21 protein-coding genes and 1 riboswitch are annotated in these 23,330 nt (G+C 70.6%); of the genes, 11 read left to right on the top strand and 10 right to left on the bottom strand.

All coding sequences use genetic code 11. The annotated features are described in order from the left end of the window. Nucleotides 1-230: 230 nt before the first annotated feature. From AC07DI_RS00900 to AC07DI_RS00935, 8 genes are all read left to right on the top strand, one after another. Nucleotides 231-1,013, top strand: coding sequence for a GntR family transcriptional regulator (locus AC07DI_RS00900; RefSeq protein ID WP_478901340.1), 783 nt, complete (start codon nt 231-233; stop codon nt 1,011-1,013). 198 nt (nt 1,014-1,211) lie between these two features. Further along, a complete protein-coding gene (locus tag AC07DI_RS00905; RefSeq protein WP_478901341.1) occupies nt 1,212-3,326 on the top strand; it encodes a carbon starvation CstA family protein in 2,115 nt (704 codons plus the stop codon). Next, entirely contained in the window at nt 3,323-3,520 is a 198-nt protein-coding gene (locus tag AC07DI_RS00910) for a CstA-like transporter-associated (seleno)protein (protein WP_478901343.1), read from the top strand. Before AC07DI_RS00905 ends, AC07DI_RS00910 begins: the two co-directional genes overlap by 4 nt. 110 nt (nt 3,521-3,630) lie before the next feature. Beyond that, nucleotides 3,631-3,900 (top strand): DUF3311 domain-containing protein, encoded by a 270-nt coding sequence (locus AC07DI_RS00915; RefSeq protein WP_384249210.1) that lies wholly within the window; start codon nt 3,631-3,633, stop codon nt 3,898-3,900. A 26-nt stretch (nt 3,901-3,926) separates the two neighbouring features. Then, the gene (gene mctP / locus AC07DI_RS00920; RefSeq protein ID WP_384249565.1) at nt 3,927-5,540 is read left to right on the top strand and encodes a monocarboxylate uptake permease MctP; all 1,614 of its coding nucleotides are present in this window, start codon (nt 3,927-3,929) and stop codon (nt 5,538-5,540) included. Nucleotides 5,541-5,645: 105 nt separating this feature from the next. Continuing rightward, the gene (locus AC07DI_RS00925; RefSeq protein ID WP_478901345.1) at nt 5,646-6,164 is read left to right on the top strand and encodes a GNAT family N-acetyltransferase; all 519 of its coding nucleotides are present in this window, start codon (nt 5,646-5,648) and stop codon (nt 6,162-6,164) included. Nucleotides 6,165-6,225: 61 nt separating this feature from the next. Then, nucleotides 6,226-6,348, top strand: a riboswitch (cobalamin riboswitch). 130 nt (nt 6,349-6,478) lie between these two features. Beyond that, entirely contained in the window at nt 6,479-8,887 is a 2,409-nt protein-coding gene (locus AC07DI_RS00930; RefSeq protein ID WP_478901346.1) for a ribonucleoside-diphosphate reductase subunit alpha, read from the top strand. Next, nucleotides 8,887-9,909, top strand: a complete 1,023-nt coding sequence (locus AC07DI_RS00935; protein WP_384249217.1) for a ribonucleotide-diphosphate reductase subunit beta — start codon at nt 8,887-8,889, stop codon at nt 9,907-9,909. Before AC07DI_RS00930 ends, AC07DI_RS00935 begins: the two co-directional genes overlap by 1 nt. 77 nt (nt 9,910-9,986) lie before the next feature. On the opposite strand, the gene AC07DI_RS00940 is transcribed toward AC07DI_RS00935, so the two are convergent. The 10 genes from AC07DI_RS00940 to AC07DI_RS00985 form a co-directional block, all read right to left on the bottom strand. Further along, complete coding sequence (locus AC07DI_RS00940) at nt 9,987-11,363, bottom strand: bifunctional albaflavenone monooxygenase/terpene synthase (RefSeq protein ID WP_478901348.1); 1,377 nt, start codon at nt 11,361-11,363, stop codon at nt 9,987-9,989. Beyond that, entirely contained in the window at nt 11,360-12,484 is a 1,125-nt protein-coding gene (cyc1, locus tag AC07DI_RS00945) for an epi-isozizaene synthase (protein ID WP_384249223.1), read from the bottom strand. The genes AC07DI_RS00940 and cyc1 overlap by 4 nt, the downstream gene beginning before the upstream one ends. Nucleotides 12,485-12,784: 300 nt before the next feature. After that, nucleotides 12,785-13,441, bottom strand: a complete 657-nt coding sequence (gene def / locus AC07DI_RS00950) for a peptide deformylase (protein WP_384249225.1) — start codon at nt 13,439-13,441, stop codon at nt 12,785-12,787. Between the two features lie 63 nt (nt 13,442-13,504). Beyond that, nucleotides 13,505-14,485 (bottom strand): tetratricopeptide repeat protein, encoded by a 981-nt coding sequence (locus AC07DI_RS00955; protein WP_384249228.1) that lies wholly within the window; start codon nt 14,483-14,485, stop codon nt 13,505-13,507. A 126-nt stretch (nt 14,486-14,611) separates the two neighbouring features. Next, on the bottom strand, nt 14,612-15,880 hold the full coding sequence (locus AC07DI_RS00960; protein ID WP_384249230.1) for an HD-GYP domain-containing protein: 1,269 nt from the start codon (nt 15,878-15,880) through the stop codon (nt 14,612-14,614). Continuing rightward, nucleotides 15,877-17,223 (bottom strand): HD-GYP domain-containing protein, encoded by a 1,347-nt coding sequence (locus tag AC07DI_RS00965; protein WP_478901351.1) that lies wholly within the window; start codon nt 17,221-17,223, stop codon nt 15,877-15,879. The genes AC07DI_RS00960 and AC07DI_RS00965 overlap by 4 nt, the downstream gene beginning before the upstream one ends. A 131-nt stretch (nt 17,224-17,354) precedes the next feature. Beyond that, the gene (gene rsrA / locus AC07DI_RS00970; protein ID WP_384249236.1) at nt 17,355-17,675 is read right to left on the bottom strand and encodes a mycothiol system anti-sigma-R factor; all 321 of its coding nucleotides are present in this window, start codon (nt 17,673-17,675) and stop codon (nt 17,355-17,357) included. Continuing rightward, the gene (locus AC07DI_RS00975; protein WP_384249240.1) at nt 17,672-18,355 is read right to left on the bottom strand and encodes a sigma-70 family RNA polymerase sigma factor; all 684 of its coding nucleotides are present in this window, start codon (nt 18,353-18,355) and stop codon (nt 17,672-17,674) included. Before AC07DI_RS00975 ends, rsrA begins: the two co-directional genes overlap by 4 nt. 231 nt (nt 18,356-18,586) lie before the next feature. Continuing rightward, nucleotides 18,587-19,237 carry an alpha/beta hydrolase family protein gene (locus AC07DI_RS00980; protein WP_478901353.1) on the bottom strand — a complete coding sequence of 217 codons (651 nt, stop codon included), beginning with the start codon at nt 19,235-19,237 and terminating at the stop codon, nt 18,587-18,589. Between the two features lies 1 nt (nt 19,238). Continuing rightward, entirely contained in the window at nt 19,239-20,054 is an 816-nt protein-coding gene (locus tag AC07DI_RS00985; protein ID WP_478901355.1) for an SOS response-associated peptidase, read from the bottom strand. 49 nt (nt 20,055-20,103) lie between these two features. Between AC07DI_RS00985 and AC07DI_RS00990 the strand changes: the two genes are divergently transcribed. From AC07DI_RS00990 to rsgA, 3 genes are read left to right on the top strand one after another with little or no spacing between them, the layout of a single operon-like run. Next, nucleotides 20,104-20,826, top strand: coding sequence for a M50 family metallopeptidase (locus tag AC07DI_RS00990; protein WP_478901356.1), 723 nt, complete (start codon nt 20,104-20,106; stop codon nt 20,824-20,826). 35 nt (nt 20,827-20,861) lie between these two features. Next, on the top strand, nt 20,862-22,208 hold the full coding sequence (gene aroA / locus AC07DI_RS00995; protein ID WP_384249252.1) for a 3-phosphoshikimate 1-carboxyvinyltransferase: 1,347 nt from the start codon (nt 20,862-20,864) through the stop codon (nt 22,206-22,208). A 19-nt stretch (nt 22,209-22,227) separates the two neighbouring features. Further along, a complete protein-coding gene (gene rsgA / locus AC07DI_RS01000; protein WP_384249255.1) occupies nt 22,228-23,238 on the top strand; it encodes a ribosome small subunit-dependent GTPase A in 1,011 nt (336 codons plus the stop codon). Nucleotides 23,239-23,330 lie beyond the last annotated feature (92 nt).

The following is a 23,330-nucleotide window of genomic DNA, read 5'->3' on the forward strand; positions in this document are numbered from 1 at the left end:
GTAGACCAGTACGGGGGAGCTTGGCCTAGACCTTTAGGGGTGTCAAGGGTGTATAAGAAGGGCTGTCGCGTCCGTTATCGGACCGACACCTGAGCAGGCAGAGACTTCCCCCAAGCTCTCGACTTCGCTCGACCAGGGGGCGCCCCATGGCCCGGTACGTGCCACGATGTGAGCCGCGACAGACGGAGGAGCCGGTGACGGCAGCAGCACAGGAGCCGGGAAGGTCAATCATGGGCACCGAGGCGGGCAGCACAGGGGCCGATGCGGGCGTGCCCGCGGACGCCCCCAGCGTCGGCCGCACCGCGCGCGTACCCAAGTACTACCGCCTCAAGCGGCACCTCCTCGACATGACCGAGACGCTGCCGCCCGGCACCCCCGTCCCGCCGGAGCGCACGCTCGCCGCCGAGTTCGACACCTCCCGCACGACCGTGCGCCAGGCCCTTCAGGAGCTGGTCGTCGAGGGCCGCCTTGAGCGCATCCAGGGCAAGGGCACCTTCGTCGCCAAGCCCAAGGTGTCGCAGGCCCTCCAACTCACCTCGTACACCGAGGACATGCGCGCCCAGGGGCTGGAACCGACCTCGCAGCTCCTGGACATCGGCTACATCACCGCGGACGACACCCTCGCCGGACTGCTCGACATCAGCGCGGGCGGGCGCGTCCTGCGCATCGAGCGGCTCCGGCTCGCCAACGGCGAGGCGATGGCCATCGAGACCACGCACCTCTCGGCGAAGCGCTTCCCGGCCCTGCGCCGCTCCCTGGTGAAGTACACCTCGCTCTACACGGCACTCGCCGAGGTGTACGACGTGCACCTCGCGGAGGCCGAGGAGACCATCGAGACCTCGCTCGCGACCCCGCGCGAGGCCGGCCTGCTCGGCACCGACGTCGGCCTGCCGATGCTGCTGCTCTCGCGCCACTCCCTGGACGGCGACGGCCAGCCGGTGGAGTGGGTGCGGTCGGTGTACCGCGGCGACCGGTACAAGTTCGTGGCACGTCTGAAGCGGCCGACGGACTGAGAGCCCGTACTCGACCCCACGCCGGCGCGCCACGCGCCGCACCCCACGCCGGCGCGCCACGCCCCGCACCCCCGCGCCCCGGCAGTCGCCGTTCGCCTCCTCGCCCCCACCCGGCTCGGCAACTCCGCGCTATAGCGGGCGAGTTAAGCCGTGCTCTACCGTCTTCCCCGATATCGCCATGAGCGGGAGGACGACCCGGTGCGCAGAGCGAATCCCCGATCCATCGTCATCTGGTCCCTCGTCGCGCTGGTCGGCGCCGCGGGCTGGACCGTCCTGGCGCTCGCCCGCGACGAGGAGGTGTCAGCCGCCTGGATGGTGGCGGCGGCCCTCGGCTCGTACGCCGTCGCGTACCGCTTCTACTCCAAGTTCATCGCGTACCGCGTCCTGAAGGTCGACAGGAAGCGGGCCACGCCCGCCGAGCGGCTCGACAACGGCATCGACTTCCATCCGACCGACCGCCGGGTGCTGCTCGGCCACCACTTCGCGGCGATCGCGGGGGCCGGGCCGCTGGTGGGGCCGGTCCTGGCCGCCCAGATGGGGTACCTGCCAGGCACCATCTGGATCATCGTCGGCGTGATCTTCGCGGGCGCCGTGCAGGACATGGTCGTGCTGTTCTTCTCGACGCGGCGCGACGGCAAGTCGCTCGGGCAGATGGCGCGCGAGGAGATCGGCCCGTTCGGCGGGGCCGCCGCGCTGCTCGCCACCTTCGCCATCATGATCATCCTGCTCGGGGTGCTCGCGCTTGTCGTCGTCAACGCGCTCGCCGAGTCGCCGTGGGGCACCTTCTCCATCGCGATGACCATCCCGATCGCCCTGCTCATGGGCTTCTACCTGCGGGTACTGCGCCCAGGACGGGTCAGCGAGGTCTCCCTGATCGGCATCGCGCTGCTGCTGCTCGCACTCGTCGGCGGGCGCTGGGTCGCGGAGTCGTCGCTCGCGGACACCTTCACGCTGGCGCCCTCGACACTGGTCATCTGGCTGGTGGCGTACGGGTTCGTCGCCTCGATCCTGCCGGTGTGGATGCTGCTCGCGCCGCGCGACTACCTCTCCACCTTCATGAAGATCGGCACCATCCTGCTGCTGGCGCTCGGTGTCGTCGTCACTCTGCCGACGCTGAAGATGGAGCCGGTCACCGACTTCGCCTCGCGCGGTGACGGGCCGGTCTTCGCGGGCTCGCTCTTCCCGTTCGTCTTCATCACCATCGCCTGCGGCGCGCTGTCCGGCTTCCACGCCCTGATCTCCTCGGGCACGACGCCGAAGATGATCCAGAAGGAGACGCAGGTCCGGATGATCGGCTACGGCTCCATGCTGATGGAGTCGTCCGTCGCGATCATGGCGCTCGTCGCGGCCTCCATCATCGACCCGGGGCTGTACTTCGCGATGAACGCGCCGGCGGGCGTCATCGGCGACACCGTCCAGGAGGCGTCGAAGGCCGTCGCGGGCTTCGGGTACAGCATCTCGCCGGCCGACCTCGCGCAGGCCGCGGGGAACGTCGAGGAGTCCTCGCTGCTCTCGCGCACCGGCGGCGCGCCCACCCTCGCGGTCGGCGTCTCGGAGATCTTCTCGAAAGTCACCGGCGGCTCGATGCGGGCCTTCTGGTACCACTTCGCGATCATGTTCGAGGCGCTGTTCATCCTGACCGCGCTCGACGCGGGCACGCGCGTGGGCCGCTTCATGCTGCAGGACATGCTCGGCAACGTCTACAAGCCCTTCAAGAACATGAGCTGGAAGCCCGGACTGCTGCTCACCAGCGCGGCCGTCACCGGTCTCTGGGGCTACTTCCTGTGGGTGGGCGTGCACGAGCCGCTCGGCGGGATCAACCAGCTCTTCCCGATCTTCGGCATCGCCAACCAGCTCCTCGCGGCCGTCGCCCTCGCCGTCTGCACCACGCTGCTCGTGAAGTCCGGCCGCCTCAAGTGGGCCTGGATCACCGGCGTTCCGCTCGCCTGGGACGCGACGGTGACGCTCACCGCGAGCTGGCAGAAGGTGTTCTCCAGCGACCCGCGCGTCGGCTTCTTCCAGCAGCGCGCGAACTACCGGGACGCCATCGACGACGGCAAGATCCTGCCGCCCGCCAAGACGATGGACGACATGCACACCGTCGTCACCAACTCCACGGTGGACGGCGTCCTTTCGGCGGTACTCGCGCTGCTCATCGTCGTCGTGATCCTGGACGCGGCGCGGGTGTGCGTCCGCCACGTCCGCAGCCCCGACGCCACGCCGCTGCACGAAGCGCCGTACGTGGAGTCGGAGTTGAGCGCCCCGGCCGGGCTCTTCGCGACCCGCGAGGAGAAGCGGGAGCCGGCGCCGTGACCTGGCTGCTGCGCGGCGTGCGCTGGATGCGCTGGTACGTCCATGAGCTGACCGACGAGTCGGCGTACGAGCGGTACGTGGCTCATATCCGCAAGGACCATCCGGCAGCAACCGTCCCCAGTCGCCGCGCATTTGAGCGTATGCGGACAGAACGCCAGGAGTCGGATCCCCGCAACGGGTTCCGCTGCTGCTGAGCAGGGACATCGCCTCGTCCGTTATCCGGACAGGGGTTCCATGGCGCAAGACTGTGGCTTAGATTTCCCGCACGTTAAGCATGGGATAAGTGAGGGAACGGAGCCGCGATATGTCAGATGCGCCTGAAGTGAACAGACCGGTCGTCACACCGGTCCGCGTGGTCATCGCCGTCTGCCTCGTCGCGCCGTTCGTCGCGATGCTCTGGGTGAGCTCCTACGCCAAGGTCGACCCGACCTTGATCGGCATTCCGTTCTTCTACTGGTACCAGATGCTGTGGGTGCTCATCTCCACGGCGCTGACGATGATCGCGTACAAGCTGTGGCAGCGTGACCAGCGCGCCCGCAAGGCCGAAGCGGCCCAGAGGGGTGCCGGACTGTGATCACACTCGCATCGGGGACCGGCGGCGTGAACGGCGTCGCCCTCGCCGTCTTCATCTTCTTCTTCGTCGCCGTAACGGCGATGGGCTTCCTGGCCGCGCGCTGGCGCAAGGCCGAGACCGAGAGCCTGGACGAATGGGGCCTCGGCGGCCGCTCGTTCGGCACCTGGGTCACCTGGTTCCTGCTCGGCGGCGACCTCTACACGGCGTACACGTTCGTGGCCGTCCCCGCGGCGATCTACGCGGCGGGCGCGGCCGGCTTCTTCGCGGTGCCGTACACGATCCTCGTCTATCCGCTGATCTTCACCTTCCTGCCGCGGCTCTGGTCCGTCTCGCACAAGCACGGATACGTGACGACCTCGGACTTCGTGCGCGGACGCTTCGGCTCCAAGGGGCTCTCGCTGGCCGTCGCGGTCACCGGCATCCTCGCCACGATGCCGTACATCGCGCTCCAACTGGTCGGCATCCAGGCCGTGCTCGACGTCATGGGCGTCGGCGGCGGCCCGGACACCAACTGGTTCATCAAGGACCTGCCGCTGCTCATCGCCTTCGCGGTGCTCGCCGCGTACACCTACTCGTCCGGCCTGCGCGCGCCCGCGCTGATCGCGTTCGTGAAGGACGGACTGATCTACCTCGTCATCGCCGTCGCGATCATCTACATCCCGATCAAGCTGGGCGGCTTCGACGAGATCTTCCAGGCGGCGGGCGAGAAGTTCTCGAAGGCCAACGAGGCGGCGGGCAAGCCCGTCGCGGGCCTCGCGCCCGGCCGGGGCGGTCAGTGGACCTACGCCACGCTCGCGCTCGGCTCCGCGCTCGCCCTGTTCATGTACCCGCACTCGATCACCGCGACGCTCTCCTCCAAGAGCCGCGACGTCATCCGCCGCAACACCACGATCCTGCCGCTCTACTCGCTGATGCTAGGCCTGCTGGCGCTGCTCGGGTTCATGGCGATCGCGGCCGGGGTCAAGGTCGAGAACGGCCAGCTGGCCATCCCGCAGCTGTTCGAGAACATGTTCCCCGACTGGTTCACCGGCGTCGCCTTCGCCGCCATCGGCATCGGCGCGCTCGTGCCTGCGGCGATCATGTCGATCGCGGCCGCGAACCTCTTCACCAGGAACATCTACAAGGACTTCCTCAAGCCGGACGCGACTCCCGAGCAGGAGACCAGGGTCTCCAAGCTGGTCTCGCTGCTCGTGAAGGTGGGCGCGCTCGTCTTCGTCCTCACGATGGACAAAACGGTCGCGATCAACTTCCAGCTGCTCGGCGGCATCTGGATCCTGCAGACGATGCCCGCGCTGGTCGGCGGCCTGTTCACCCGGTGGTTCCACCGCTGGGCGCTGCTCGCCGGCTGGGCGGTCGGCATGGTGTACGGAACGCTCGCGGCGTACGGCGTCGCCTCGCCGACCCAGAAGCACTTCGGCGGCTCGTCCGACGAGATCCCCGGCATCGGCGAGATCGGCTACATCGGCCTGACCGCGTTCATCCTGAATGTGGTCGTGACCGTGGTCCTCACCTTCGTCCTGAAGGCGCTGAAGGCCCCCGACGGCATCGACGAGACCTCCCCGGAGGACTACACGGCGGACGCGGGCGACCCCGGCGTCGTCCAGGAGCTGCCGAAGGCGACCGCGGGCGCCGGGCACTGAGAGCCTGTCCTTGAACCCGACACTCAACGCCGGTCCCCGCAAGTGACGTTGGGCCGCCGGAAAACCGGCGGCCCTTTGTCGTACCCGTGTTGCACACTGCGCCCCATGGACATCACCATCAGGCGGGCACACCCCGCGGAGCACGAGGCGCTGGGCGATCTCACCGCGCGGGCCTACCTCGACGACGGACATCTGGACCACGGAGCGGAGGACCGCTATCTGGCCGTGCTGCGGGACGTGGCGGGGCGCGCGGCGCACGCCGAGATCCTGGTGGCCGTGGCGGACGACGCGGCCTCCCGCGAGCTGCTCGGCGGCGTGACCTTCGTGCCGTCCGGCGGCCCCATGGCCGACATCGCGCGGGACGGCGAGACGGAGATCCGCATGCTGGCGGTCTCGCCCGCGGCGCGCGGCCGCGGTATCGGCGAACTCCTGGTGCGGGACTGCGTCCAGCGGTCCAGGGACGCGGGCCGCGACCGGCTCGTGCTGTCCTCCTCGCCCACCATGCGCACCGCCCACCGGCTCTATGAACGTCTCGGCTTCATACGCACCCCGGAGCGCGACTGGTACCCGATCCCGGGCCTGCCGCTGCTCACCTACGCGCTGGAACTCCCGACCGCACCTTAGACCCTGCCTATGCGAGCCGACACAAGATGTGGGCCTGCTTCAGAAGCACGGCACAAGATGTATGCTCATGCTCGCTGTCGCCGCAGGGGAATCCGGTGCAAGTCCGGAACTGTCCCGCAACGGTGTACGTGTACGCATTTGTCGTACCCGGAGTCCGAAGACCTGCCGGCAGTGCACCCGTGCCGTCCGGCCCGGGTGCCGACCGTCCGGGCCTCGTGGAATGGGCCGGTGGACGCGGTACGCCACCCTGCCCGGGTGCGCCCGTGTGTGCCGTCCTCTCCCCAGGCCCAGAGCCGAGCGAGGGAGAGCTCCACGTGACCATCGCGCCTGCCGAACCTGCGTCAGCGCTGTCACCGCAGCCCACCGACAGCACTGTGGGTACCGACGCGCCAGGGACCGCGCTGCTGCGCACCCTGACCGACCTCACCGCCGATCTCCCCGACGCCGACGCCGGCCGGGTGGCCGCCGCCGCGCTGCGCGGCCGCTCCGCCCGGGCCGACGTGGCCGAGCTCAGGGAGCTCGCGACCGAGGCGGCCGCGGGGCTCATCTCCGAGGACCCGGCGTACTCCAAGCTCGCGGCCAGGCTCCTGTCGATCGGCATCCGCGAGGAAGCCGCTACCCAGGGCGTGCGCTCCTTCACCGAGTCGATCGCGGTCGGCCACCGCGAGGGCCTGATCGCCGACCGCACGGCGTCCTTCGTCACCGAACACGCGGCCCGGCTCGACGCGCTCGTGGAGAGCGCGCTCGCGGACGGCGCCGACTTCCGCTTCGGCTACTTCGGCCTGCGCACGCTGCACAGCCGCTACCTGCTGCGCCACCCGATCACCCGGCAGGTCATCGAGACGCCGCAGCACTTCATGCTGCGCGTCGCCAGCGGGCTCGCGGAGGACTCCAGCGTCCGGGCCGTGGACGAAGTTGCCGCGCTGTACGGCCTGATGAGCCGCCTGGACTACCTGCCGTCCTCCCCCACGCTCTTCAACTCCGGCACCCGCCACCCGCAGATGTCCTCCTGCTACCTCCTCGACTCGCCCCTGGACGAGCTCGACTCCATCTACGACCGCTACCACCAGGTCGCGCGGCTCTCCAAGCACGCGGGGGGCATCGGCCTCTCGTACTCCCGCATCCGCTCCCGCGGCTCGCTGATCCGCGGCACGAACGGGCACTCCAACGGCATCGTGCCGTTCCTCAAGACGCTGGACGCCTCGGTCGCCGCGGTGAACCAGGGCGGACGCCGCAAGGGCGCCGCCGCGGTCTACCTGGAGACCTGGCACTCCGACGTCGAGGAGTTCCTGGAGCTGCGCGACAACACCGGTGAGGACGCGCGCCGCACCCACAACCTCAACCTCGCGCACTGGATCCCCGACGAGTTCATGCGCCGGGTCGCCGCCGACCGGGACTGGTCGCTGTTCTCGCCCTCCGACGTGCCCGACCTCGTCGACCTGTGGGGCGAGGAGTTCGACGCCGCCTACCGCGCGGCGGAGGCCGCCGGGCTCGCGAAGAAGACCCTGCCCGCGCGGGAGCTGTACGGCCGCATGATGCGCACCCTCGCGCAGACCGGCAACGGCTGGCTGACCTTCAAGGACGCCGCCAACCGCACCGCGAACCAGACCGCCGAGCCCGGTCACACCGTGCACTCCTCCAACCTCTGCACCGAGATCCTGGAGGTGACGGACGACGGCGAGACGGCTGTCTGCAACCTCGGCTCGGTGAACCTCGGCGCGTTCGTCGACCCGGCCGCGCAGGACATCGACTGGGAGCGGCTCGACGCCACCGTCCGCACCGCGGTGACCTTCCTCGACCGCGTCGTCGACATCAACTTCTACCCGACCGAGCAGGCCGGGCGCTCCAACGCCAAGTGGCGCCCGGTGGGCCTCGGCGCGATGGGCCTCCAGGACGTCTTCTTCCAGCTGAAGCTGCCCTTCGACTCCCCCAAGGCGCGCGCCCTGTCGACCCGGATCGCCGAGCGCATCATGCTCGCCGCGTACGAGGCCTCCGCCGACCTCGCCGAGCGCAGTGGCCCGCTCCCCGCCTGGGAGAAGACCCGCACCGCGCGCGGTGTCCTGCACCCCGACCACTACGACGTGGAACTCACCTGGCCGGAGCGCTGGGCGGCGCTGCGCGAACGCATCGCGACGACCGGCATGCGCAACTCGCTCCTGCTCGCCATCGCGCCGACCGCCACCATCGCGTCCATCGCGGGCGTCTACGAGTGCATCGAGCCGCAGGTCTCCAACCTCTTCAAGCGCGAGACGCTGTCCGGCGAGTTCCTCCAGGTCAACGCCTACCTGGTGGATGAGCTGAAGCGGCTCGGTGGCTGGGACGCGCAGACCCGCGAGGCGCTGCGCGAGGCCAACGGCTCGGTGCAGGGCTTCGACTGGATCCCCGCCGAGGTGCGTGAGCTGTACCGCACCGCGTGGGAGATCCCGCAGCGCGGCCTCATCGACATGGCCGCCGCGCGCACCCCGTTCCTGGACCAGGCGCAGTCGCTGAACCTGTTCCTGGAGACGCCGACCATCGGCAAGCTCTCCTCCATGTACGCGTATGCCTGGCAGCAGGGTCTGAAGACCACGTACTACCTGCGTTCGCGCCCCGCGACGCGCATCGCCCGCGCGGCAGGCGGGCCGAACGCCGCGAGCGCCACCCCCGTCCCCCAGCAGGCGGCCGACCCCGACGCCGTCGCCTGCTCCCTGGAAAACCCCGAGTCCTGCGAGGCCTGCCAGTAATGAGCACCACGACCAACAGCGAGAAGAACCTCCTGGACCCGGGCTTCGAGCTGACCCTGCGCCCCATGCGCTATCCGGACTTCTACGAGCGGTACCGGGACGCGATCAAGAACACCTGGACCGTCGAGGAGGTCGACCTCCACTCCGACGTCGCCGACCTCGCCAAGCTCTCGCCCGGCGAGCAGCACATGATCGGCCGCCTCGTCGCGTTCTTCGCGACCGGTGACTCGATCGTCTCGAACAACCTGGTCCTCACGCTCTACAAGCACATCAACTCCCCCGAGGCCCGGCTCTACCTGAGCCGCCAGCTCTTCGAGGAGGCCGTGCACGTCCAGTTCTATCTGACGCTGCTCGACACCTATCTGCCCGATCCGGAGGACCGCGCGGCGGCCTTCGACGCGGTCGAGGAGATCCCCTCCATCCGCGAGAAGGCCCAGTTCTGCTTCAAGTGGATGGACTCGGTCGACCAGCTCGACCGCCTGGAGTCCCTGGCCGACCGGCGCCGCTTCCTGCTCAACCTGATCTGCTTCGCCGCGTGCATCGAGGGCCTGTTCTTCTACGGCGCCTTCGCCTACGTCTACTGGTTCCGCAGCCGCGGCCTGCTGCACGGCCTCGCGACCGGCACCAACTGGGTGTTCCGCGACGAGACGATGCACATGAGCTTCGCCTTCGACGTGGTCGACACGGTCCGCAAGGAGGAGCCGGAGCTCTTCGACGACGCGCTTCGGGAGCAGGTCACCGACATGCTCAAGGAGGCGGTCGAGGCCGAGCTGCAGTTCGCCCGCGACCTGTGCGGCGACGGCCTGCCGGGCATGAACACCGACTCGATGCGCGACTACCTGCAGTGCGTCGCCGACCAGCGGCTGCAGCGCCTGGGCTTCGCGCCGGTCTACGGCTCGGAGAACCCCTTCTCCTTCATGGAGTTGCAGGGCGTCCAGGAGCTGACCAACTTCTTCGAGCGGCGGCCCTCCGCCTACCAGGTCGCCGTCGAGGGTTCGGTCTCCTTCGACGACGATTTCTAGCCTGGCGCGGTAGGCCCGCGGTGTGTCCGCGGTGTGCCCGCCCCGTCGCTCAGGACGGGGCGGGCACGCCCGTGTGCTCAGCGTGGCCGGGCACGCAGGACGAGCCGCTTGGGGTGCAGGGTGATGCCGATCCGCGTACCGGTGTCGGTCTCCTTGACCCGCTCCAGGCGCCACTTCGGGGCCACCGTCCCGAGGATCAGGGCGAGTTCGGCCAGGCTGAAGTGGTCTCCCGGGCACTTCCTGTTGCCGACGCCGAACGGCATCATCGCGAACTCGGGGATGTCGGCCGCGCGTTCCGGGTTCCAGCGGTCCGGGTCGAACTCCAGATTCCGCTCGAAGGAACGCGGGTCGCGCTGCATCGCGTAGACGCTGTAGACGAGGTCCGCGTCCGCCGGAATCGAATAGCCTCCCAGCTCGGTTTCGGCCACGGACCTGCGCGTGAATATCCAGGCGGCCGGCCGTATGCGCATCGCCTCGGTGACGACATTGCGAGTGTGCGGCAGGTCCTTCAGATCGGCGAAAGTGATCGCCCGGTCCGGGGCCACGGCATTTACCTCTTCAACCAACCGCCTTTCCTGCTCCGGGTGTTCGGTGAGCAGATGGAACGCCCACGCCAGCGTCGACGCCACATTCTCCGCACCCGCCACGACGAGCGAAACGACGTTGTCGTGGATCTCCTGGTCGGCTATGGGCGCTCCGGTTTCGTCCCTTGCCCGCAGCAATTGCGCGAGCAGATCGTCCGGGCCGCCCGGCCCGGCCGCGCGGCGTTCCGCGACGATCTCGTCGACCAGCGCGTGCAGATCGGCGAGCGCCCTCTCGAAGCGCCGGTTGGCGGGGGTCGGCACCCGGTAGAGGGGCCCGACGGAGAGCACCATCCGGCGGTAGAGGCCCTCGAACACGGTGTGCAGCGAGTCGGCGATGCGGTCCGCCTTCTCGCCGATCGAGTCGACCTCAAGGAGCGAGCGCGAGACGATGCGCACGGCGGTGCGGAACATCTCCGCGCTCACGTCGACCGTGGCGCCCGGCTGCCAGCGGGCCGCCGTGGCCCGCGCCTCCTCCTCCATCACCTTGGCGTAGTCGGCGATCCGCTCGGGCCGGAACGCGGGCTGCATCATGCGCCGTTGCCGCCGGTGCAGCTTGCCGTTGCTGGTCGCCACGCCCTTGCCTAGGAGCACCTCCAGGGTGTCCCAGAGCGGCCCGCCCACGATGTACTCCGGGTCCTTCAGCATGGCGCCGACGAGCTTCGGATCGCAGACGGCGTACGCCGTCCGGGGCCCCAGCCTGATCCGTACGAGATCGCCGTGGTCCCGCAGCGCGGCGAGGAAGCCGAGCGGGTCGCGCACCAGGTGCCAGGCGTGGCCGAGCAGCGGCACACCGCCCCGGACGAGGGGCGGGGTGCGCAGCGGACCCGGCCCCGGGGTGGCCGGAGCGGGTATCGCGGATTCGACGCTCATTCCTCACCTACCAGTTCGTTTTCCGCCAGTCCGTCTTCCGTCACATACGGGGGTATGGACCTGTCGTCCCAGCTGTCCACCCGATAGCGACCGGATTCGTGATGGAACCAGTACACGGAAGAGAACCAGTTCCGCATATTGAAGACGCAGGATCCCACCGCGTCCGCGAGTTCCCTTCCGTGTTCACTCCCGTCCGCCATTGAGTCGGCGAGCAGAAGCACTTCCCGCTCCGCTTCGATGAATTCCATGACGCACTGACTGACGCGTCTGTGGACTTCCCGCACGGCCTCCTCAAGCGTCATTCCCTTGTGGTGGATGAGGCTGATCCCGAGATTGTGCAGCTCGTCCCCCGCGAGTTCTTTCGGGAGCGAGCACAGGTCGTTGTACCAGGCCGAGAAATCCTGGGTCGCCCGTGCCGCCCGCCGGTAAGCGGGGTGTTTCCGTACCGCCTCCGGCAGTTCGCGCCCCGCGGTCGGTTCGAGGAGGTCGATCCAGGCCCAGTGCGCGAACGTGAGCCGGCGCAGCTCGATGTACGCCTCGACCGTGGGCACCGTGCCGGCGCACCGGTTCCTGAACTCCTCGTCGTACGCCTCGATCACCGGGTGGAAGTGCCTGGCGAACCGGGCGTTCCAGCTGGGGCCGAGGAAGGAGTACAAGCGCAGGACGCAGTCCGCGAAGCCCGCGACCAACGGGTCCTTGTGGTGCAGGTACCGCCGGGGGTCGTTCAGGGCGCCGTGCAGGCCCCGGCACAGCCGCCGCCACTGGGGGGCTCTGCCGTGCACCGAGTCCCGGTCGTGCCGGTCGTCCCACGCGAAGAACCAGCTGCTGAGGTCCGCTATAGCGGTGAGCAACTCGTCGGGCGCGCCAATGTAGTAGCCCGCGACCAGGTCGGTGTAGCAGAGGCTGTCCGCGTACCGTTCGACCTTGTCCGGGGGCATCAGGCGCATTTCGCGCAACCAGGTCCTGGACTTCTCCTGAAGCTTTGGCCAATACGGGTGCAGACGACGAGGGAACGCTGCTTCGATCACCGGAACGGCCAGTGCCGGCGGGACGGTTACCACCGGTGTGCGTGGCTGTGTGTGTGGTTGTGTCGGTGAAGTGCTTCCGGAATATGCAGGCACGAACGGACCCCTTTCAGCCGCCTGAGGACACGCGCCCCTTCCGCCGTGCCGGGCGCGCGCCGTTGCGTATCCCCGCGCTTTCCATTCAGCACCACAACTGACCGTTCAGGGAACAGATTTGCGCCATTCACTACCCCCCAGTGCCGAGAACATCCACGTACGTGACTGGATATGGATCACTGGAAGCCTGATTTGCTCGCACAGGCGAGCGGTTCACGCCAACAGCCCCTGGTCAGGGGTGATCCCGACCAGGGGCCGCTCGTGTCGCACCATTCCCACGCCGCTCAGGCGCCGCGGGGGTCAGTCATTCGCCACCACGGGGTAGCGCGGAGTGCCCTCTTCCATCTGGCGCAGCGCCTCCTTGCGCTCCCTCTTGGAGAGGCGGTCGATGTAGAGGTACCCGTACAGATGGTCCGTCTCGTGCTGCAGGCAGCGCGCGAAGTAGCCGGTGCCGCGCACCTTGATGGGGTTGCCCTTCTCGTCCTGCCCGGTCACCTCGGCATAGTCGGGGCGGGCCAGGTCGGCGTAGGCGGTGGGGACGGAGAGGCAGCCCTCGCCGGAGTCGTCGAGGCGGCGCTTGTCGGCGGGCAGCTCGCGCAGCACCGGGTTGCAGACCACCCCGACGTGCCGCACGCCGTCGTCGTCCATGCAGTCGTAGACGAAGACCTTCAGATCGACGCCGACCTGGTTGGCGGCGACGCCCACGCCGTTGGCCACCCGCTGGCTCACGAACATGTCGTCGATCAGGCTCGCGAGCTCGTCGTCGAAGGCCGTGACGTCCTTGCACTCCTTGTGCAGGACCGGGTTCCCGACGACCGTGATCGGCCGGTACGTACCGCGCTCGCGGTAGGCCGTCTCCCGCTCCTCGCAGTTCTCGGTGTCGATGACGAAGCCCTCGTCGTCGACGGGGAGGACCCCGTCGCCGCCGATGGCCTGCTGCTCAGTGTCCTGCGCCATGTCCGCCGTACGCCTTCCGTGGAACCCTCAAGAGTTTGTGCCGGTACAGCCTACGGCGAAGTGTCAGCAGACCTCTTCGAGATCCCGCCAGTCGCGGGAATCCGGGCTGTCCGCCACCCACCCGTCCAGGAGCCCCCGCACCAGGGCGGCCGGGGCCGCGAGGCCGCACTCGCGCTCCGGCACCCAGAGCGCGCCGGGGCTGCGGTGCCCGAGCGGTCCCGGATGGCCCGGCTCGCTGTGGTCGTGCGGGTCCAGGTGCTCGCCGTCGCCCTCGTCGCTCGGCATCCGGGACTCCGAGCACATCCGGCAGAGCAGCCGCACGGAGGACGACCAGTCCTCGGCGGCGAAGCCCGCGTCGGCGGCGAGCCGCTCCAGGGCGTCCCTGTCGTCCTCGGTGGCGGCCTCCAGGAGGACCACCCAGGTCGGCACGGGCGAGGGCGCCCACAGCTCGATCTCGTCGAACACGGGGTAGGAGTGCCCGGCGGCCGTCGTGCGCTCGCCGTGCGGGACGCCGTCGTGCAGGACGACCTCGCCCCAGCGGCGCCCGGAGGACGGCAGCGGGATGGAGAGGACCTCCATGCGGGCCGGGTCGAGCCGCCGGCCCCACACGACCTCGGCCTCGCCCTCCGGGGAGAGCCGCACGGCCGCGCTGCCGAGCTCCATGCCCGTCGGCTCGCCGGACGCGGCCACCCCGCCCGGCACCCGCAGGCCGTACGCCTGCCAGGCGCGGCGGGCCAGCGGCCAGTCCTGGAGGGCGGTCGCCGCGATGCCGACGTTCCACCAGTCGGGGGCGCCGGCGGAGCGGTCCAGGAGCGCGACGGCGCGCAGCCCCGCGGCCCGCGCCTGCTCCCAGTCGTGCCGGAACTTGTGCAGCAGGGCCAGGTTGAACCAGGACTCGGACAGCCAGGGCTCGAGATCCGCCGCACGCGTGAGCAGCGCCCCCGCGTCCTCGTACCGGCCGTCGCCGATCAGCGTGAACGCGCGGTCGGTCGCCTGCCGCCATGAGGCGGAGGGCCGGTGCCGTCCCTTGCCGAAGATCCTCACGATTCCCGCCTGATTCCCGCCTGCCACGTATGCGTAGGTCGCGTCTTGTCCGGGCGCGGCGTCGGGCCCGTGCCCCCGTGCACCCTCTTCTTCGCATCCAACCACGTACGGTCGGACGGCCGCTCATTACCCATGGGTTACCCAGCCCGACGCGAGGTAAGGCTCCCTGGACAGCACCCTCGCCAGCGACTCCACGACTTCCGGCTGGTAGTCGTGGCCGGTGGCGAGGCGCAGCCGCTCCAGGGCCCGCAGGGGGCCGTCGAGCGCCCCCGAGGGTCCTTCTCCCCGCGCCATCTCGTCGTACGCGTTCGCGGTGCGCACAATACGTGCGGTGAGCGGCTGCTCGCGATACGGATCGGCCTGCCGCTCCACGACGACGGCGACGGCGGCGTCCACCCCGGTCTGGCGTACGACGGCGCCGCCGAGCAGGGCTATTCGGCGCTGTTCCGCCTCGGGGAGCGCGGCGGTGGCGCCCGCGGGGACGGGGTCGACGAGGGAGAGCTGGCCGATGTCGTGCATCAGGGCGGCGTGCTCGAGGACGGTCAGGTCCGACGCGGAGAGCCCGAGGTCCCGCCCCACGGCCCGGCTCAGCCCCGCCACGCGGTGGGCGTGCCCCTGCGGGGTGTACCCGGCGATCTCGGTGGCCCTGGCCAGCGAGGCGATGGTCTGCCGGTAGGTCGCCCGCACGGCCGCGTACCGCCGGAAGGACAGCTGGGTGAGCAGCAGCGGCAGGCTGAAGACCGGCAGCGCCCAGAGCCCCGCCACGGCCACCGCGAGCGCCATCACGGCGCCCGTCGCGCAGACGGCGGAGCCGATCCCGAGCGTGCCCCGCAGCTCCTCGCGCAGCAGCGGCCCGAACGGCCACCGGGTGCGGGCGCGCGCCGTCACGGCGGCGAGGACGGCGTCGCAGAGCGCGGTGAGGACCAGCAGGGCGACGCTGACCAGCACGAAGTAGGGGCCGTGCCCGAACCACTCCCGCAACTTGCCCGAGTTGTACAGGGGTTGGAAGCAGGCGGCCGCGAAGCCGACGGTCAGGACGCGGCGCGCCAGGTGGTCGAGCGTGTGCCCGCGGCCGAGCGCCACCTGCGGCACCGCGCCCACCAGCGCCGCCGCGACGACCACCGCGATCACCTGGAGCACGCCGTGGTGGGTGGCCCGTCCGCTGTTCTCGCCCAGCAGGGCGTACGCCAGTGCCCCGGCGGCGCCGAGCGGCGCGGACTCCCTGCCCTGCCCGCTCCCCCACCGGGCCAGCTCGCCCAGGGCGATCAGCACCCCGAAGGCGAGCGCGACCCGCCCTTCGGCGACGCCGTGCCGGAGGGTCCAGAGCAGGGCGGCGAGGGCGAGCAGTCCGGCCAGGCAGGTGACGGTCGGGGGCAGGCGCGAGGAGGCCCTCACCGGGCGGCCGGGCGGGAGAGCGCGGAGGCCGTCGGCACGGTCCCGGCAGACACGTTTCCGCCCTGGTCCGGCACGTCCGCGGTGACCTCGGGGTGCCAGCCCTCCCGCTCCAGGGCCCGCGCGAGGGCGCCGACCATCTCGGGGTCGAACTGTGCCCCCGCGCACCGCGACAGCTCCGCCACGGCGGCCTCGACGGGCCGGGCCCGCCGGTAGGACCGGGTGGAGGTCATGGCGTCGAAGGCGTCGGCCACCGCCACCACCCGCGCGCACTGCGGAATCTGCGACCCCGCGAGGCCGTACGGGTAGCCGCTGCCGTCGATGCGCTCGTGGTGGTGCAGGATCGCCGCCCGCGCCTCTCCCAGAAAGCCGATGCCGCGCACCATCTCGTGGCCGTACTCGGGATGCAGCTCGATGATGCGCCGCTCCTCGGGCGTCAGCGGCCCTTCCTTGCGCAGCAGCCGCGTCGGCACGCCGAGCTTGCCGACGTCGTGCAGGATCCCGGCGAACCGCAGGACCTCGACGCGCTCGTCGTCCATGCCCAGCTCACGGGCGATCATGACGGAGGCGCGGCCGACCCGCTCGCTGTGGCCGCGGGTGTACTTGTCCTTGATGTCGACGGCCTGCACGAGGGCCCGGATGGTGGCCTGGTGGGCGGCCCGCTCGCGGTGGTACTGCGCGAAGACCCAGCAGGAGACGCCCATCGGGAGCAGTACGAGCAGGGCGGCCGGGGGCCCGTAGGGGCTGACCCAGAGCACGGCCATCATCAGCCCGGCGAGGCCGTGCACGGTGACGGGTGCGAGGCTGCGCAGGAAGAGCCCCCGCCAGGCGGTCCGGGCCGGCACGCGCTCGGCGGTCACGAGGATGCCGCCGTCCAGCGCGGCGAGCACGCAGGAGAAGGCGAGTACGGCTGCTCCTGCGGGCCACAGGACGTACGGGAAGTCGGGCGCGGCACCGGCGGCGGGCCCGCCGAGCAGGCCGTACACCCACGCCGAGACCCAGGCGGCCAGGGCGAGTTGGGCGCCGCGCCAGAGGCGGCGCACCCACCGGGGGTGCCGGTCGACGCGGGCGAGGAGGGCGCCCGGCAGGGCGACGAGGGCGGCGCCCTGCGGTGGCAGCAGAAACACCCCGGCGAGCAGCACGGGGAAGAAGGTGCCGAGGCCGCGCGGGGCGCGACGGCCGACGAAACCGCACCGCGTGAGCTGCTCGCAGCCGGCGAAAAGCGCGGCGAGGAGGAGGACGGCGGGCCACGAAGGGTGGGTGCCGGGCGCGGGCGTGGCGCAGGCGCCGCCGGTCAGGGCGACGCACAGGATGTAGACGCGGGCCCGCACCGGCACCGACCGCATGGAGCACTCCTCCCCGTTCCAGGTCCGGAGACTAGAACGGAGACCCCCCGGCCGGCGCCCGGCTGCCGTTAATTAGCACGTTCGAGTGACGGGAGGGGAGAGAAGGAGAGAGAGGGGAAGAGGAGGTGGGGTCAGGCCTCCGAGGCCGTCACGTCCCGCGGGAGGTCCTGCGTGACGTCCTGGTCGGGCACGGTCTGCCCCGAGCGGATGAGGTCGATACGCCCCATGACCTTGGCCCGCAGGTCGACCGGTACGTCGTCGGAGCCGCAGCAGCGCTTGACCAGCTTCTTGACGGCCTGCTCAAGGCCGTACTTCTCCAGGCACGGGGAGCACTCCTCGAAGTGCGTCTCGAACTTGGTGCAGTCGCTGTCCGGCATCTCGTGGTCCAGGAACTCATAGAGATGGTCCAGGACTTCACTGCAGTCAGTCTCGTGCGGCTCTCCGCAGCTCATGAGCCCGAGCCTTTCGTTCCGTTCGACTCCCCGGCGCCGGCCGGGACGAGCCCGCGCTCACGGGCGTAGTCCTCCAGCATGCCGCGCAGTTGGCGACGGCCCCGGTGCAGCCGGGACATCACCGTACCGATGGGTGTCCCCATAATGTCCGCGATCTCCTTGTACGCAAAGCCCTCTACGTCGGCCAGATAGACGGCGATGCGGAACTCCTCGGGGATCGCCTGCAGCGCCCGCTTCACGTCCGAGTCGGGCAGATGGTCCAGCGCCTGCGACTCGGCCGAGCGCAGACCGGTGGACATGTGCGACTCGGCGCGCGCCAGCTGCCAGTCCTCGATCTCCTCGGCGGCGCTGCGCTGGGGCTCGCGCTGCTTCTTGCGGTACGAGTTGATGAACGTGTTCGTGAGGATCCGGTACAGCCACGCCTTGAGGTTGGTGCCCTCACGGAACTGGTGGAACGACGCGTACGCCTTGGCGTAGGTCTCCTGCACCAGGTCCTCCGCGTCCGCCGGGTTGCGCGTCATGCGCAGCGCCGCCGAGTACATCTGGTCGAGGAACGTCAGCGCGTCCCGCTCGAAGCGGGCCGTGCGCTCCGCGGCCGTCTCGGACCTCTCGGCGCTCTCTCGGGGCTGCTCCGCCTGACCGCTCTCGGTCCCTGCGTCGGTCCCAGTGACCGGACCCACCTCCTCCAACGACGTGGCGAGGCCGAAAGCAGCCCCACTCGAATCGGAGGATAGACGACGATCCGCTCCCCGCGCCGCCCGAATAGATGCGGTTTTGGGTGCGCTCAGCACCGTCCACTCCAGGTCAGAGGCGCTGGAGCGGTTCGGGCAGATGGTCGAACCCATGCGGCGGACTCCCTCTCGTACGAACAGCTACCGACGGCGTTCGCCGTCTGTTCGCGACAACAGAGGTCACCCGCCCAACATTCCCGTCCAGTGGGCCACGGCGTCCGTGATCCGCTTCACTGCCTCGTCCTGGCCGGTCCCGGCCCGCTTCGGGACGGCGAATCCGTGATCCCCGTAAGGGATTTCCACCAGTTCGTACGTTCCGCCGTCCGGGAACTCGGCGGGCCTGCCGAACGGGTCGTTGCCGCCCTGCACGACGAGCGTGGGCACGCCGGTGCGGAGCAGTTCGCCGGCCCGGGACTTCTCCGGCCTGCCCGGCGGATGCAGCGGGAAGCTGAGGGCGAGCACGGCGGCGGCGCCCAGCTCGCTCGCCGTGCGGCAGGCGACACGGGCGCCCGCGCTGCGCCCGCCGGAGACCACGGGCAGCCCCTTCCTCTCCAGCGCCGGCCAGATCTCCCGCCACCCCGTGTCCAGCGTCTTCGGCGCGGGCGCCAGCTTCTTCCCCGCGACCCGCCAGGGCTGCTCCACGAGGGCGACGCTCACTCCGTGCGCGGGCAGCACGGCGGCCAGCGCCTGAAGGTCCCGGGCCTCGATACCGCCACCGGCGCCGTGGCTGACGGCGAGGAGGAGGCGGGCCTTCTCCGTGGCGGGGTGCCAGGTGATGCGCGCCGTACCGGCGTCGGTCTCTACGGTCTCGCTCCGCGTTGCGTGGCTCACGTCAGAAGAGTGTGCCCTCTTCCGGTCCTTCCAGCTCCTTCAGGAGCTCGGGGCCGTTGTTGCGGACGTTGCTGACGGCGGTGGAGACGGGGTAGGCCCGCATCAGGCCGTGCGGTGGCGGTTCCAGGAGGGTGCGGAGTTCGTCGGGGTCCTTGCGGGAGGGGTCGAGCCAGGCGTCCCAGCGGTCGGGTGTCAGCATCAGCGGCATGCGCGGGTGGATGTCCGCGAGCGAGCGCGGGCCCTCCTCGGGGGCGACCGCGAGGGGCGCGGTCTCCGCCTCCGTGGTGATCACCGTGCACGTCACCCACCAGGCCAGGGGGTGCTCGTCGGGCAGCGTCCGGTCCCGCCAGAACTCATAGAGCCCCGCCATGGCGAAGACGGAGCCGTCGGCGGGCGTCACGAAGTAGGGCTGCTTGCGCGGCCGCTTCTTCTTGCCCTCGACCTCCAGCTGCCGTTCGTCGGGCGCGGTCACCCACTCGTAATAGCCGTCGGCCGGGATGACGCAGCGGCGGGAGGTGAAGGCGCGGCGGTAGGAGGGCTTCTCGTGGACGGTCTCCGCGCGGGCGTTGATCATCCGGGCGCCGCCGTCGGGCGTCTTGGACCAGGAGGGGACGAGGCCCCACTTCAGGGTGCGCAGCTGGCGAACCGGAGCCGGGTCCCCGGCGTCTTTCAGGGGACGGTCGAGGACCGCGTAGACCTCTTTGGTGGGGGCCACGTTGTAGTCGGGGGCCAGTTCTTCCGCCGGCTCCCACTTCTCGATCTCGAAGACGGCCGCGAGATCCTCCGGCCTACGACTGGATGCATACCGTCCGCACATACGTGCCAGACTGCCAGACCGCGTACGACCCGAGGGAGCCGTCCCAGTAATGGAAAGCACCGCCAGCGCCAGCCTGACCGACCTCTGGGACCGAGTCTTCGGCACCCAGGCCGCGCCGGAACAGTGGCTGGTGATCGCGGCGGGTGTCGTGGCCCTGGCCGTCGTCGTGCCGCACAACATATGGCGGCTCGCCCGCAACGCCATCACCATCGCGCACGAGGGCGGCCACGGCCTGGTCGCCCTGCTCACCGGGCGGCGCCTCGACGGCATCCGGCTGCACTCCGACACCTCGGGTCTGACCGTCTCGCGCGGCAAGCCGTCCGGCCTCGGCATGATCCTCACCGCGGCCGCGGGATACACCGCGCCGCCCCTGCTCGGCCTCGGCGGCGCGGCGCTGCTCGCCGCCGGGCACATCACGGCGTTCCTGTGGCTCGCGACCGCGCTGCTCGTCGTGATGCTGGTGATGATCCGCAACGCGTACGGCGCCCTGACGGTGGTCGTCACCGGCGGCACGTTCCTGGTCGTCTCCTGGCTCGGCACCACCGACGTGCAGGCGGCGTTCGCGTACGCGGTGGTGTGGTTCCTGCTCCTGGGAGGCGTACGTCCCGCCTTCGAGCTGCAGTCCAAGCGCAGCCGCGGCGGCGCGGGCGACTCGGACGCGGACCAGCTCTCGCGCCTCACGCACGTCCCGGCCGGCCTTTGGCTCTTCCTCTTCCACGCCGTCTCGCTCTGCTCGCTGATGGGCGGAGCGCGCTGGCTCCTCGACGTCTGAGGGCCTCTCCCCGGCCAGCCACTAAAGTGAGGTGCATGACCGAAACCCCGGCGCACACCGCCCTCTGGCCCGCCCCGCACGCAAGCGGAGCCGTCACCGCGACGGTCCACGTCCCCGGTTCGAAGTCGGTCACCAACCGGGCGTTGGTCCTGGCCGCGCTGGCCGCCGAGCCGGGCTGGCTGCGCCGCCCGCTGCGCTCCCGCGACACCCTCCTGATGGCGGGCGCGCTGCGTGCGATGGGCGTCGGCATCGAGGAGACGGTGTCGTCGAGCTCCGCGGTCGCCGGTGGCGCCGGTGCCTCCGGCGAGGCGTGGCGCGTGATCCCCTCGCGGCTGCACGGGCCGTCCACGGTCGACGTCGGCAACGCCGGCACGGTCATGCGCTTCCTGCCCCCGGTCGCCGCCCTCGCCGACGGCCCGGTCCGCTTCGACGGCGACCCCCGTTCGTACGAGCGCCCCCTGCACGGTGTCATCGACGCGCTGCGCGTGCTCGGCGCCCGCATCGACGACAAGGAGGGCAGCCGTGGCGCGCTGCCGCTGATCGTGCACGGCGGTGGCGCCCTGGAGGGCGGCAGGGTCGAGATCGACGCCTCGTCCTCCTCGCAGTTCGTGAGCGCCCTGCTGCTCTCGGGCCCGCGCTTCAACCAGGGCGTGGAGGTGCGGCACGTGGGCGGCGCGCTGCCGTCCATGCCGCACATCCGGATGACGGTCGACATGCTCCGCGCCGTCGGCGCCCAGGTGGACACCCCGGAGGCGGGCGGCGAGCCGAACGTGTGGCGGGTGGCCCCCGGCGCCCTGCTCGGCCGCGACCTGACCATCGAGCCCGACCTGTCGAACGCCCAGCCGTTCCTCGCCGCCGCCCTGGTCACCGGCGGTACGGTGACGATCCCCGACTGGCCGGCCCGCACCACGCAGCCCGGCGACGCGCTGCGCCGGATCTTCACCGAGATGGGTGGTTCCTGCGAACTGACGGAGCAGGGCCTGGTGTTCACCGGATCCGGTGCGATCCACGGAATCGACGTGGACCTGAGCGAGGTCGGCGAGCTCACCCCCGGCATCGCGGCGGTCGCGGCCCTCGCCGACTCCCCCTCGACGCTGCGCGGCGTCGCCCATCTGCGCCTGCACGAGACGGACCGCCTGGCCGCGCTCACCAAGGAGATCAACGGTCTCGGCGGCGACGTGACCGAGACCGCCGACGGCCTGCACATCCGGCCGCGCCCGCTGCGCGGCGGTGTCTTCCACACCTACGACGACCACCGCATGGCGACCGCGGGCGCGATCATCGGCCTCGCGGTGGAGGGCGTGCGGATCGAGAACGTCGCGACGACGGCGAAGACCCTCCCTGACTTCCCCGACCTCTGGACCGGGATGCTCGGGAACTGAACGGGCGGATCGAGAAAATATGCGCCGCTACGGCAAGAACCCCGACGAGGACGACATCCGCGTCCGCCCCAACCGCAAGGGCAACCGTCCCCGCACCCACATCAGGCCCAAGCACGAGGACGCCGCCGAGGGCATGGTCCTCACCGTCGACCGGGGCCGCCTCACCGTGCTTGTCGACGACCGGATCGTGATGGCCATGAAGGCCCGCGAGCTGGGCCGCAAGGCCGCCGTGGTGGGCGACCGGGTCGCGGTCGTCGGGGACCTGACCGGGAAGAAGGACACCCTCGCGCGGATCGTGCGGATCGCGGAGCGCACGTCCGTGCTGCGGCGCACCGCCGACGACGACGACCCCTACGAGCGGGTGGTCGTCGCCAACGCCGACCAGCTCGCCATCGTCACCGCCCTCGCGGACCCCGAGCCGCGCCCGCGGCTGATCGACCGGTGCGTCGTGGCGGCGTACGACGGCGGCCTCGAACCGATCCTCGTGCTGACCAAGTCGGACCTGGCGCCGGCCGACAAGATCCTGGAGACGTACGCCACCCTCGACATCCCCTACGTGGTCACCAGCCGCGAGGAGTTCACCGACGGCGCGGAGCTCGCGCGGGTCCACGAACTGCTCGACGGCAAGGTCACCGCCTTCGTGGGGCACTCGGGGGTCGGCAAGACCACGCTCGTCAACGCGCTCGTACCGCAGGAGCGGCGGCGCACCACCGGGCACGTCAACGCGGTCACGGGCCGCGGCAGGCACACCACCACCTCCGCCCTCGCGCTCCCGCTGGAGGGGTCGGCGGGCTGGGTGGTCGACACGCCGGGCGTACGGTCGTTCGGCCTCAACCACGTCGACCCGTCCCGCGTCATCCTCGCCTTCCCCGATCTGGAGCCGGGCACTGCGGAGTGCCCGCGCGGCTGCAGCCACGACGAGAAGGACTGCGCGCTGGACGCCTGGGTGGCCGAGGGGCACGCGGATCCGGCCCGCCTCTACTCGCTGCGCAGGCTCCTCGCCACGCGCGAGCGGCGCGACGAGGACTGACGTCCCGATTGTTTGCCGCCGCGCCGGTAAAGGTAAATGCATAATCGCACCAAGCCGGATTCAAGCCAGACGAAGCGGCCGCGGTTCATGGA

The organism is Streptomyces sp. NPDC044106 (assembly GCF_056433985.1).

Excerpts from the sequence above, each read along its gene's own strand:
- AC07DI_RS00900 (WP_478901340.1), top strand. The coding sequence starts at position 231 with ATGGGCACCGAGGCGGGCAGCACAGGGGCCGATGCGGGCGTGCCCGCG.
- AC07DI_RS00915 (WP_384249210.1), top strand. The coding sequence starts at position 3,631 with ATGTCAGATGCGCCTGAAGTGAACAGACCGGTCGTCACACCGGTCCGC.
- AC07DI_RS00925 (WP_478901345.1), top strand. The coding sequence starts at position 5,646 with ATGGACATCACCATCAGGCGGGCACACCCCGCGGAGCACGAGGCGCTG.
- AC07DI_RS00935 (WP_384249217.1), top strand. The coding sequence starts at position 8,887 with ATGAGCACCACGACCAACAGCGAGAAGAACCTCCTGGACCCGGGCTTC.
- AC07DI_RS00940 (WP_478901348.1), bottom strand. The coding sequence starts at position 11,363 with ATGAGCGTCGAATCCGCGATACCCGCTCCGGCCACCCCGGGGCCGGGT.
- def (WP_384249225.1), bottom strand. The coding sequence starts at position 13,441 with ATGGCGCAGGACACTGAGCAGCAGGCCATCGGCGGCGACGGGGTCCTC.
- AC07DI_RS00965 (WP_478901351.1), bottom strand. The coding sequence starts at position 17,223 with ATGCGGTCGGTGCCGGTGCGGGCCCGCGTCTACATCCTGTGCGTCGCC.
- rsrA (WP_384249236.1), bottom strand. The coding sequence starts at position 17,675 with ATGAGCTGCGGAGAGCCGCACGAGACTGACTGCAGTGAAGTCCTGGAC.
- AC07DI_RS00985 (WP_478901355.1), bottom strand. The coding sequence starts at position 20,054 with ATGTGCGGACGGTATGCATCCAGTCGTAGGCCGGAGGATCTCGCGGCC.
- AC07DI_RS00990 (WP_478901356.1), top strand. The coding sequence starts at position 20,104 with ATGGAAAGCACCGCCAGCGCCAGCCTGACCGACCTCTGGGACCGAGTC.
- aroA (WP_384249252.1), top strand. The coding sequence starts at position 20,862 with ATGACCGAAACCCCGGCGCACACCGCCCTCTGGCCCGCCCCGCACGCA.
- rsgA (WP_384249255.1), top strand. The coding sequence starts at position 22,228 with ATGCGCCGCTACGGCAAGAACCCCGACGAGGACGACATCCGCGTCCGC.